At 76.8% G+C, this 11,631-nt stretch carries 10 protein-coding genes; 4 read left to right on the top strand and 6 right to left on the bottom strand.

Features of this window, described 5'->3' with window-relative positions; genetic code table 11:
* Nucleotides 1-43: 43 nt before the first annotated feature.
* Complete coding sequence (locus QC029_RS00215; protein ID WP_279553181.1) at nucleotides 44-706, bottom strand: response regulator transcription factor; 663 nt, start codon at nucleotides 704-706, stop codon at nucleotides 44-46.
* A 223-nt stretch (nucleotides 707-929) separates the two neighbouring features.
* On the opposite strand from QC029_RS00215, the gene QC029_RS00210 reads away from it, so the two are divergent.
* On the top strand, nucleotides 930-3,830 hold the full coding sequence (locus QC029_RS00210) for a LuxR family transcriptional regulator (protein WP_279553180.1): 2,901 nt from the start codon (nucleotides 930-932) through the stop codon (nucleotides 3,828-3,830).
* Nucleotides 3,831-4,423: 593 nt separating this feature from the next.
* Complete coding sequence (locus QC029_RS00205) at nucleotides 4,424-4,810, top strand: hypothetical protein (protein ID WP_279553179.1); 387 nt, start codon at nucleotides 4,424-4,426, stop codon at nucleotides 4,808-4,810.
* Nucleotides 4,811-4,853: 43 nt separating this feature from the next.
* On the opposite strand, the gene QC029_RS00200 is transcribed toward QC029_RS00205, so the two are convergent.
* Nucleotides 4,854-5,324 (bottom strand): DUF6098 family protein, encoded by a 471-nt coding sequence (locus QC029_RS00200; RefSeq protein WP_279553178.1) that lies wholly within the window; start codon nucleotides 5,322-5,324, stop codon nucleotides 4,854-4,856.
* Between the two features lie 360 nt (nucleotides 5,325-5,684).
* On the opposite strand from QC029_RS00200, the gene QC029_RS00195 reads away from it, so the two are divergent.
* A complete protein-coding gene (locus tag QC029_RS00195; RefSeq protein WP_279553177.1) occupies nucleotides 5,685-5,879 on the top strand; it encodes an antitoxin in 195 nt (64 codons plus the stop codon).
* A 165-nt stretch (nucleotides 5,880-6,044) separates the two neighbouring features.
* Nucleotides 6,045-6,866: an SDR family NAD(P)-dependent oxidoreductase gene (locus QC029_RS00190; protein WP_279553176.1), complete on the top strand. Its 822-nt coding sequence runs from the start codon at nucleotides 6,045-6,047 to the stop codon at nucleotides 6,864-6,866.
* A 77-nt stretch (nucleotides 6,867-6,943) separates the two neighbouring features.
* Here the strand turns inward: QC029_RS00190 and QC029_RS00185 are convergent, their stop codons facing one another.
* The 4 genes from QC029_RS00185 to thrS form a co-directional block, all read right to left on the bottom strand.
* Entirely contained in the window at nucleotides 6,944-8,581 is a 1,638-nt protein-coding gene (locus QC029_RS00185) for a hypothetical protein (RefSeq protein ID WP_279553175.1), read from the bottom strand.
* A gap of 12 nt (nucleotides 8,582-8,593) precedes the next feature.
* Nucleotides 8,594-9,601, bottom strand: coding sequence for an ABC transporter ATP-binding protein (locus QC029_RS00180; protein WP_279553174.1), 1,008 nt, complete (start codon nucleotides 9,599-9,601; stop codon nucleotides 8,594-8,596).
* A gap of 35 nt (nucleotides 9,602-9,636) precedes the next feature.
* Entirely contained in the window at nucleotides 9,637-10,281 is a 645-nt protein-coding gene (locus tag QC029_RS00175; protein WP_279553173.1) for a hypothetical protein, read from the bottom strand.
* A gap of 101 nt (nucleotides 10,282-10,382) precedes the next feature.
* Complete coding sequence (gene thrS / locus QC029_RS00170; protein WP_279553172.1) at nucleotides 10,383-11,618, bottom strand: threonine--tRNA ligase; 1,236 nt, start codon at nucleotides 11,616-11,618, stop codon at nucleotides 10,383-10,385.
* Between the last annotated feature and the right edge of the window lie 13 nt (nucleotides 11,619-11,631).

The raw sequence follows: 11,631 nt of genomic DNA, 5'->3' as shown, positions 1-11,631 counted from the left end.
GCAGGCCGCCTGCCCGCGAGGCCCCGTGCGCCTGCCCGGGCCGTCAGATGTAGCCTTCCCTGAGTGCGTACGCCACGGCATGTGCCCGGTTGCGAAGGCGGAGCCGGGTGGTGATCCCGTGGATCACGTTCTTGACGGTGCGTTCGGAGTACGACAGTTCGCCGGCGATCTCACCGGTGTCCATGCCCTCGGCGACCAGCCGCAGGACGTCCACCTCCCGGGTCGTCAGGCCGGACGGCCGTGCGCCGAGGCGGCCGGGGCCGCTGCGGTGCAGGCTTCCCACCTGCTTGATCAGACGCCCGACCAGGTCGGACGGCAGGTCGCCGTCCCCGCGGGAGGCCGCCACCACGGCCCGCAGCAGCCGGTGCCCGGTGGCCTCGTGGCGCCACACGACGGCCCCCACGCCGCTCTCGATGACGTCGAACAGCTCCGTCTCGCGGATCACGCTGGTGACCAGCACGGCACGCGCGCCGTCGCCGCGCACCAGCCGGCGCAGCCGCAGGAGCGTGGCCTCCTCCAGCTTCTCGGCGAGCAGCACGGACACCGTCCCGGGCCGGACGCCCGTCCCGTCCACGATCTCGACCACCGGATACTCCCGCAACTGGCTGACGGCTCCGGCCCGGGTGACCGGATCCGGCGCGTGGACCGCCACGGGTATCCGGTCACCGGGCCCCCTCGCCCCCGCCGCCCGGAAGGAACTGCGCAAGACCCCTCCCCGCTTTCCGCCCCCGTGGCCTCCCACGGTGCCCCCGGAGCCCCCCGGCGTGTTCGCCGGACGGGCAACGGACCAACCGTCCTCCGAACCGTTCGGCGCCCGCAATCGTGGCCGGCCACGAGACGCACCACGAGACCGGCACCACGAGGTCGGCACCACGAGACCGGCGCCACGAAACCGACACCACGAGACCCCACGAGAGGAAACGCCCGCGATGCCGACCGGACCGCTCCGCGAACGCCGTGAAGCGCTGGAACTGGTGGCCGCCGAGGCCGGACGCGCCCGGTCCGGGGCGGGCCGGCTGGTGCTGTTCAGAGGCGCCACCGGCACGGGCCGCACCACGCTGCTGGAAGCCGCCGTCGAGCAGGAGGCACGCCACCGGATGCGGGTGCTGCGGGTGCGCTGCTCGGCGGAGGAGCCGCCCGTCCCCCTGTCCGCCGTGCTGCACCTGCTCGATCCCGCCGCCGACGGGGACGTGCCCGGCGGCCCCGCGGACGCGGTGGACGCCGCCGGACTCCGGGAGCGGTCGGCGCGCTTATGGCGCTCGTTCCGTTCCCGCGCGGCCGAGGGGCCGCTGCTGGCCGCCGTGGACGACGTCCACCTGGCCGACCCCCACTCGCGGCGCTGGCTCACCGACGCGGCCCGCCGGCTGGACGGCCTGCCCGTCCTGCTGCTGGTGACCGAGCGCAACCAGTACGACGTCGACCCGCCCTCCCCCGGGGTCGCCCACTCCCTGCCCCCCGCCCTGGTGCGGGTCCACACCCTGAGGCCGCTGAGCCGTACGGCCGCCGAGGCCCTGGTGCGCGCCCACGGGGGCGCCGGCGCCCCGCGGGCCTGGGTGGAGGGCTGTCTGCGGGCCGGTGCGGGCAACCCGCTGCTGCTGCGGGCCCTCCTGGACGACCTGCGGGCGATGGGCGGCGACGGCGCTCCGGCGGAACTGCCCGGGAGCTGCGCCGAGCTGTATCCGGGCGGGTACGCGGCCGCGGTCGGCTGGTGGCTGGAGAACTGCGGACCGGAGACCGCGGCCGTGGCCCGCACCCTCGCCGTGCTGGAGGACTTCGACGGGGACGACGGCGGAGACGGCGGCGGGCCCGGCGGGGACGGCCGCGGGGACGGAGAGGGGTTCACCGAACTGCTGGCCGAGGCGGCCGGTGCCGACCCGGCCCGGGTGCGCGGCTGGACCACGGCGGCGGTCCGGCTGGGCCTGCTGGACCGTGACCCGGTACGCGGCCGGCCCCGCTTCGCCCATCCCCTGCTGCGGGAGGCCGTGGCGGGCGGCTGGTCCCGAACGCGCCGCCAGGAGGTCCACCGCACGGCGGCCGAGCTGCTGCACCGCCGGGGCGAACGCGCGGAGCGGGTGGCCCGCCACCTGCTGCGGTCACGGGCGTTCGGCACGGCCTGGGCCGCGGACGTCCTGCTGGACGCGGCGTCGGTCGCGGTCCGCGGCGACCGCCGCGGTGACGCGGTGCGCTATCTGCGCCGCGCGCTGGAGGAACCGATGCCGCGCGCCCGCCGGACCGCGGTGCTCACCGAACTCGGCTCCCTGGAGTTCGCCACCGCGCGGTCGTCGGCCGGGATACCCCGGCTGGCGGAGGCCCTGCGCAGGCCGGGCACGCCGCAGGACAAGGTGCGGGCCGCGGTGGCGCTGGGCACCGCGCTGGCCCGGCGGGGCGAGGCGCACACCGCGCTCGCGGTGCTGCGCGACCTCGACGTGCGCCCGTCGGACCACCCCGCCCTGGCCCGCGCGGTGCGCACCGCCTCCGCCCTGCTGTCCGACCACGACCGGCAGGTCCGGCAGGAGTTCTACGCCCGGCTGCGCGAGACCGCCGGGCGGTCGCCCGCACTGGTCGGCCCCGCCGAGTGCGCCCTGCTGGTCAGGTACGAGGCGACCGCGGGCCTGCTCTCGGCGGAGGAGGCCATGGAGCGGATCCGGGCGCTGCTGGAGGAGCCGGAGGAGCCGGAGGTGGAGCCGTACCTGCTGGGCACCGCGGCCACCGTCGCCCAGTGGGCCGACGAACTGGACGAGGCCGACCGGCTCGTCCGGCGCGGCCTGGCCGTGCAGCACCCGTCGCTGCTGCACCCCATGCGCCCGGCCCTGCTCAACGTACGGGCGGACGTCGCCGCCGCGCGCGGCCGGTACGGGGCCCTGCTGGCCGACCCCGCCGTACGGGCCGCTCCGGAGGACGGCGGCGTGCGCCCGGACCCGGGCAACGCGGAGGCCCACGCGGTCATCGCCCTGGTCGAGACGGGCCGGTTCGGCGAGGCCCGCCGGCTCGCCGGGAGCTTCAGCGTCCGCGACTCGCACGACTCCTGGGAGCTGAACCGCTTCCTGTACGCCCGGGGCGTGCTGCGCGCCGCCTGCGGCGATCCGGCGGGCGCGCTGGAGGACTTCCTGGAGTGCGGGCGGCGGCAGACGTCCCGCGACGTGGTCAGCCCGGTCGTCACGCCGTGGCGTTCGGCCGCCGCCGAGTGCCACCTGGCGCTGGGCAGGCCGCGCGAGGCCCTGCGGACGGCCGAGGAGGAGCACCGGCTCGCGACCGTGTGGGGCACGCCGCGCCTGACGGGCCGCGCCCTGCGGGTGATGGGCGCGGCGACAGGCGGCCGGCGCGGCCTGGAACTGGCCGAGCGGGCCGTGCGCGTCCTGCGGGACGCGACGGCGGAGGTGGACACCGAGCTGGTCCCGGCGCTGGTCTCGCAGGGCCGGTGCCTGGCCGCCGCCGGGCAGCGGGGGCGGGCCCGGGAGACGCTGCGGGAGGCGGCCTCGCTGGCGGAGCGGCTGGGCGCGGTGCGCATGCGGGCGCTCGCCGAGGACGCGCTGCGCGGGACCGGCGCCCGCCGCGCGCACGTCCGGCTGACCGGTTCCGCGGCGCTCACCGACGGGGAGCGCCGGGTGGCCCGGCTCGCCGCCGGGGGCCATACGAACGCCGAGATAGCGCGGCTGCTGCATCTGGCCCGGCGCACCGTGGAGACCCACCTGACCAGCGCCTACCGCAAGCTCGGCATCCGCCGCAGGGCGGAGCTGGCGACCGCGCTGGACGAGCGGGAACCCGGCGGCGGCACCGCCACCGGCCGGGCGTCCGGCCGGCCCGGAGGCGATGACGAGTGGCCGCTGTGAGCGCGCCGCGCCGAGGCCGCTCCCCCTCCTCCCGGCGCCCGGACCGGCCGGATCCGCACCCTGCCGCAGGACCGCGGGAGCGGGGGCGGGGGCGGCCCGGGAGGGGACCGGGCGGCGTCCCTGATCGCCGGGACGCCGAAGGGGGACCGGGCGGCGCCGTTGGACTCCCGGGTCGACGCACTCCGGGTCGATGCACTCCGGGTCGACGGCGACCGGCCGGGTGGTGCCCAGGACGGTGAGGTCTGGGGCCGCCGGTGATCCGGCGGCCGTCGCGGTCCTCCGAGCCGGTGTCGGCGCTCGCCGTCCTGGTGCCGAGCGAGGCGGTGGACTCCGGCGGGCCGGAGCCGCCGGAGCGCGGGGCGCCCTCGAGGCCGGTGACGGCGGCGTGGCGCGCGGTGAAGCCGAGGGGGGAGCGAGGGCTCGGCGGTGTACCGGGCGCGGTTCCGCGCCCGGCTCCCTTCACTCCGTTTTCAATCCGTCCTCACTCTGTCTTCACTCTGCCCTCACTCTGTCTTCACTCCGTCCGCGCCGGGGAGGAGACTGACGGCGCAGGCCGCCCCGCCCCACGGGCGGCTCCGGTACGGAACGCGGGGGTGACCATGCGCCTGCTGTACGACACCGCGTCCGGCCTGGACGACCTCGGCCGGCGGCACCGCGCCCGCCTGGCCGGGGCCGCCGTCTGGCCGGAGATCGGATCGCGGGGGAACCTGCTGCACTCCTCCACCGGCGGAGGACCGGCGGAGGACCTGGAGCAGATCTGGGTGGGCCGGGACGGCGACGAGGGGGGCTGGATGGTCCTGGAGTCCACCGAGGACCGCGAGCGCGCCTGCGCGACCGGCTCCGCCGAAGAGGCCGAGGCCGTCTACGAGCGGTGGGTGCGCGAGTACGTGGCGCGCACCGGCGTGCTGTTCGAGTCCAGCGAGGTGCCGGGCTGCGGGCGCGACCAGCAGTACGGCACGGGGCGCCGGCCGGCCGGCTGACCCGCTGCGGGAGGCTGCCCCAGCTCCCAGCCCCCGGGCGCGGTCAGCGGGAGGGGCCCGCGCCGTTGCCGGCGGTCCGGTCCAGCGGACCCCAGCTCCCCCGCTGCCGGGCCACCTCCTCCTCGGCCTCGGAGATCACCCGGCCGTCGACCCAGGCGATCGGTTCCACCTCCCTGACCAGCGGCTCGTTGTCGGGTCCGCGGCCGACCTCGCGTCCGCGCAGCACCCAGGGCCTCACCCCCGGGCCCTTGGAGCGGCGCAGGTGGCAGTAGTCGTACAGGCGCCGGGCGACCCACAGCCGGACCGGCCGGCTGGACCACCACGGCTCGACGTCCAGGGCGTTGACGGACAGGCCCGGCAGCGGGATGCCGGTCAGGTCGTCCGTGCTGGCCGTGTCCCCCAGGTCGGTCCGGGGACCGCGGGACCAGCGGACGTACAGGTGACCGCCGCTCTCGACCAGACGGGCCAGCTCGTCGAGGGAGGTGATGTGGGACAACTCGGACGGGACGGTCATACAGCGCTCGCTCCTTGGGTGTCGCCTGCCGTCCGGTCTCGGGCACGCCCACCGGGCCGGGACCCCCGAGCCCGGGACGCTCCCGAGAGGAGAGCCGCTGGGACGGCACACGACCGCATGCCCCTCCGGGGAGGAGGGAAACCCCTGGTCGGCCCCGGCAGCCCGCGCCACGGTCCCGGCCGCGCCGGCACCCCACCGGCGTCCCGGCGGACGTCTCCGGCGCCGCGCGAGGCCGCCGGAGCCGGCGGGCCCGGCTGCCCTCTCCGGGAAGGAGGTCCGGGAATCGAGATGTTTCACCCGTTTACCACCGGTTAGGCGATCTGGAGCAAGACGGTACGACACCACTGCGAGGAGACCGTTATGGGCAAGCTGGGTGACATGGCGAACAAGGCCAAGAAGATGGCCAAGGGCCACCCCGACCAGGCGGACAAGGGCGTCGACCGCGCCGAGCAGACGATCGACGAACGCACCGGCGACAAGTACGACACCCAGACGGACAAGGCCGCCGAGTCCGTTCGCCGTTCCTACGGCAACGACGAGGACCACCTGCGGTAGGCGACGGCCTTCCGCACGGAACGGTGGGGGCCGCCGGCGCACGGAGCGTCGGCGGCCCCCACGCCTGCCGCGGCGCCACCCGCGGGTCCGCCCGGACCGGCGCGGCCGTCCGGTCCCGCGGGCGACGGCGGGTGACGAACACCGGCGGCGGGATACCCGGACGGCATGAGCGAACACCACACCACCGAAACCCGGCCGCTGGCCCTGGTCACCGGAGCCTCCAGCGGCATCGGCCTCGAACTCGCCCGGCAGTTCGCCGAGCACGGCTTCGACCTGCTGGTCAACGCCGAGGACGACCGCCTGACGGCCGCCGCCGGGGAGCTGCGCGCCGCCGGCACCGAGGTCCGGGCCGTCCGGGCGGACCTGCGCCGCCGCGACGAGGTCGAGCGGCTCTGGGCGGCCGTCGCCGCGACGGGGCGGCCGGTCGACGCCGCCGCCCTCAACGCCGGCATCGGCCGGGGCGGCGCCTTCACCGAGACCGACCTCGCCGACGAACTCGCCCTCATCGACCTCAACGTCACCTCCACCGTGCACCTGGCCAAGCTCCTGCTGAGGGACATGGCCGCCCGCGACGAGGGCCGGGTGCTGATCACCTCCTCCCTCGCGTCCACCATGCCCGGGCCCTTCCAGGCGGTGTACAACGCCTCGAAGTCCTTCCTGCAGTCCTTCGCCGAGGCCCTCGCCGAGGAGCTGAGGGACACCGGGGTGACGGTCACCTCGCTGATGCCGGGCCCCACCGACACCGACTTCTTCCGCCGCGGCGACCTGGAGGACACCAAGCTCGCGGAGCAGGCCACCGACGATCCCGCGCTCGTCGCCCGGCAGGGCTTCGAGGCCCTCATGCGGGGCGAGGACAAGAAGCTCGCCGGCTCGGTGAAGTCGCGGGCCCAGGGCCGGGCCAACGCCGTGGTCCCCGACCGCCTCAAGGCGGCCGCCCACCGCAGGATGGCCGAGCCCGGATCCGCCGATCCCGGGAAGTCCTCCTGACCGGCGGGACGGCGGCGGTACGGCGGCGGGACCGGCCCGCGGGTCCGGCCCGCGGGTCCGGCCCCGCTCGCCCCTCCTCAGTCCCCGACGACGTCGCGGCGCTCGAAGGCGGCGACGCCCGCCGAGGCCGCCAGCACCCCCAGGCCGGCCATGACCGCCGCGGGAACGGGCGCGAACGGCTCGACGGGGACGGCGGCCAGATGGTGGAACGGTGACAGGTCCAGCACCCCGGCCGGCCAGTCCAGCGCCGTCCCGATGGTCTCCACGAGGTAGGCGGCGACCGCGACGCCCGCCGACAGGCCGACGGTGAGCCCGGGGCGGAGGCCGTAGACCAGGACGGCCAGACCGGTGAGGAGCACCACCACGGGCAGGGTGTTCAGCACCGATCCGAACGCGTCGGCCGCCTCCACGTCGGCCCCGCCGGCCACCGCGCCGGCCCACAGCGCCGACGCCGCGACGACGGCGAGCAGCAGGGAGGCGGCCAGGGCGAGCAGGAGGTGGCCGCCGAGCCAGCGGCGCCGGGAGACCGGCCGGGTGAGGGTGGACTCCAGCCGTCCCGCGGCCTCCTCGGCGCGCGCGGCGCCGATCCGCCAGCAGACGTGGAGGGAGAGCAGCAGGCCGAACAGCAGGCCCATGGTGCCGAGATACCCCTCGGTGACCCGCTGCAGATCCCACCCGAGCCTCTGGAGCATCTCGCGGTAGGAGGGCCGCTCGGCGACGAAGTCGGTGACCGCCCTGGCCAACGAGCCGGTCACCAGGGCGTAGGAGGCGATGCCCGTCAGCCAGCCGATCAGCATGCCCCGCGCCCCGCGCCAGGCGAACGCCACGGGGCCGCCGAGCAGCCCGAGCCGGGCGCGGCGGCTGTCGGAGTCGGCGATCAGGGCGCCGCCGGTGTCGCGCATGCCGCGGAGCCCGACGGCGACGGCGCCCAGGAGCACCGGCGCGGCCAGCAGCAGGAGCAGCGCGGCCCACCGGGGGTCGCGGTAGGCGTGGAGTTCGTCCAGCCAGCCGAACGGGGTCAGCCAGCGCAGCCGGCCGCGGGATTCGCTGCTGTTGGCGGCCATCCTGACCAGGAAGGACGCGCCGAGCACCGCGGTCGCGACGCCGGTCGCGCGGCGGCGCACCCCGAAGACCTGCGCGGTGACGGCGCAGACCCCGGCGAACGTGGCCGCGAAGCCCGCGACGCCCAGTCCGAAGAGCGCCGAGCCCCCCGCCGCGGCGCCCGAGAGGGCCAGCGCCGCCGCGATCGCGGCGCCGGTCACGGCGGTGGCGGCGCCGAGGACCAGCAGGTGCAGCAGCAGGACGCGGCCCGCCCGCACCGGGGCCGCCAGCACCGACTCGGCCCGTCCCGTCTCCTCCTCGCCGCGCAGCAGCCGCCCGGTGGTCAGCACCGCCCAGATCCCGGTGATCGCGGCCAGGACCCAGCCGGCGTCCCAGGCCGCGAAGCCGCCGGGGGTCTCGACGGCGTGCGGGACGCCCTGGAGCATCCGTACGGCCGGGCTGTCCTGGAGGGTGCCGATGGAGCGGCGCGAGGCGGCGTCGGGGTAGGCGGCGAGGTAGGCGAGGACCTCGACGGCCGCGTAGGCCGCGGTGGACAGGGCCAGTACGAGGGTGCCGCGGCGGATCAGCCGGGCCGCCAGCCGGGCGGTCGCCGCCTCCGTGCGGTGCCGCCGCGCCCGGTGGACGGCGGGAGGTGCGGGCGCTGCCTTGGCCATCGGTCCCGCCCCCTACCGCGTGTCCCGCGCGTCCGGCGTGCCCCGCCCGCGCCCGTCCCGCGCTCCCGGCCCGGCCCCGTCCGGCCCGCCCCCGTGCGCGGCGACGGCCCCGCGCTGCCCGGCGGCGGCCTCGCGGGACTCGTGGGGGGTGTAGTAGGTCAGGAAGATCTCCTCCAGGCTCGGCTCCCGGCTGCGGAGCCGGACCAGCCCGGCCGAGGCGAGCCGGGCCAGCACGGCCGACGGCGGCCCGGTGACGGACACCCGCAGGCCCCGGCCGGTGCGCTCCACGGCGGTCACGCCCGGCACCCCGTCGAGCCGGGGCGCGGGGCCGTCGAGGACCGCCTCGAACACCGTGGTGTTCAGCTTGCGCAGGTCCTCCAGCGCCGCGACCTCCACCAGCCGTCCCGCGCGCAGGATCGCCACGCGGTGGCAGAGGTCCTCCACCTGGTCCAGCAGGTGCGAGGAGAGGAACACCGTCTGGCCGCGGGCGGCGGCCTCCCGGGCCAGCGCCTGGAACTCCGCCTCCATCAGGGGGTCGAGTCCGCTCGTCGGCTCGTCCAGCAGCAGGACGTCGGGCCGGGTCATGAAGGCGGCGGTCAGCGCGATCTTCTGCCGGTTCCCCTTGGAGTAGGAGCGCGCCCGGACGCTCGGGTCGACCCTCAGCCGCTCGACGAGCTCGTCCCGGAAGGCGGTGTCGACGTCACCGGACAGGTTGCCCAGATGGGTGAGGATCTCCATGCCGGTCAGCTGCGGCCACAGGGAGACGTCGCCCGAGACGTAGGAGACGTGCCGGTGGGCGCGCTCGACGTCCTCCACCGGTACGCCCGCGATCCACGCCGCTCCGGCGGTGGGGCGCGCGAGGTGGAGCAGCAGGCGGATCGTGGTGGTCTTCCCCGCCCCGTTGGGGCCCAGGAAGCCGAAGATCTCACCCTGCTCCACCCGGAGGTCCAGGCCCTCCAGGGCGATCACCGGGCCGAAGTGCTTCGTCAGCCCCTCGGTGCGTACGGCCGGAACGTGCATGCTGCACCTCCGAGGTTCGGAAGACGTCTCCCACGCTACCGACCGGGCCGGCCGGCGGCGGAGGCCGAAGGCCCCCGCGGCGTCCCCACCGTGGTGACCACCCGCACCAGGGCGGGTGTGCGGGGGGCGGAGCCGAACCCGAACCGCACCGGAGGCTCGACCGGTGCGAGCGCGCCCAGGTCCCGGCCCTCGAAGGAGGCCTCGACCGCGGTGACCGGCAGCAGGTCCCGCGCCCCGTACCACTCCCGGTACCCGCCGCCCGCGCTGCCCCGGGTCCGCACCCCGGACAGCAGGCGGGCGGGGAGGTCGGTGAGCGCGGCCCGGGCGGGCCGGGCGGCGAGCGGGGCGGGCACGCACCGCGGCAGCCGTCCGAGCCCGCCCCACCGGCCGGTGGTGAAGCGCATCCGGAGCGGTCCGGCCGCGACGCGCCAGGCCGGTCCCGCCGCGTCCACCGCCACCGGGACGGTCAGCGTCCGGTCGAAGCGGTAGAGCGCGGCGACGAAGTCCGCGATCCGCCCCGCCGGGGCCAGCAGCAGCCGCTGCCCGTCGGGCCGCTCCAGCATCACGTCGGCGAACGGGCCGAACGGCGACCGGGACCAGTGCCCCAGGACGATCCGTGTGCCGGAGGAGGTCCCCACACCGGCGATCCACCCCTGGAACCGCAGGGCGTTCCTCACCACGCGCGCCCTTCCGACGAAGCCGGGCGTTCCGGCCGGACCGCCCCGTGGTTCCAGGATGCCCGGCCGCAGGCCCCTGCGCCCGTTCGGCTACGTCCGTGCGGTTACGCCCGTGCGGTGTCCCACAGCCCGGTGCCGCGGGCGGCGACGAGCGCGCCGACGCGGGCGAGGACCTCGTCCGCGGGCAGCGGGCCGATGCGGCGCCCGTCGCGCAGGCGCAGGGCGACGTGCCCGGCGGCGGCCTCCCGGGCGCCGATGACGGCCTGGTACGGCACCAGCCTGGCCGCCCGCACCCGGGCCCCCAGGCTGCCGCGCTCCGGTCCGGAGACCTCGGCCCGCAGCCCGAGGCCGGCGCACCGCCGTACGAGCGCCTCGGCGTCCGGCCGTTCGTTCCCGGAGACCGGGAGGGCGACCAGCTGGGTGGGGGCCAGCCAGGCCGGGAAGGCGCCGCCGTGCCGCTCCACGAGGTGGGCGACGGCCCGCTCCACGCTGCCGATGACGCTGCGGTGGACCATGACCGGCCGGTGCCTCGCGCCGTCCGCGCCGACGTAGCGCAGGCCGAACCGCTCGGGCTGGTGGAAGTCGACCTGGACGGTGGAGAGGGTGGACTCCCGGCCGGCGGCGTCGGCAACCTGGACGTCGATCTTGGGACCGTAGAACGCCGCCTCCCCCTCGGCGGTCTCGTAGGGCAGGCCCGAGCGGTCGAGCACCTCGGTCAGCAGGGCGGCGGACCGCCGCCACATCTCCGGGTCGGCGACGTACTTGCCGCCCGCCCCGGGGAGGGAGAGCCGGTGGCGGGCCGGGGTGACGCCGAGCGCCCGGTACGCCCGGCGGATCGTCTCCAGCGCCGCGCCCGCCTCGGCGGCGACCTGATCGGGGGTGCAGAAGACGTGCGCGTCGTTGAGGTGGATGGCCCGCACCCGGGTCAGTCCGCCGAGCACGCCCGACGGCTCCGAGCGGTACATGCCGCCCAGCTCGGCGATGCGCAGCGGCAGTTCGCGGTGGCTGCGGGGGCGGGAGCGGTAGATCAGCGCGTGGTGGGGGCACAGGCTCGGGCGCAGGACGACCTGCTCCCCGCCGAGGTCCATCGGGGGGAACATGTCGTCGCCGTAGTGGGACCAGTGCCCGGAGATCTCGTACAGCTCCCGCTTGCCCAGCACGGGCGAGTACACGTGCCGGTAGCCGGCCCGGCGCTCCTCGGCGCGGACGTACTCCTCCAGGGCGTGGCGTACGGCCGCGCCGTCGGGCAGCCAGTACGGCAGGCCCGCGCCGATGAGCGGGTCGGTGTCGAACAGGTCCAGCTCGCGGCCGGTCCTGCGGTGGTCGTGTGCTGCGGTCATCGCGGTCTCCTCG

The organism is Streptomyces sp. DH37 (assembly GCF_029813835.1).
Taxonomy (GTDB): Bacteria; Actinomycetota; Actinomycetes; order Streptomycetales; family Streptomycetaceae; genus Streptomyces.
The sequence above is the reverse complement of the archived record's forward strand: the minus strand, read 5'-3'. Positions and strand labels throughout refer to the sequence as shown.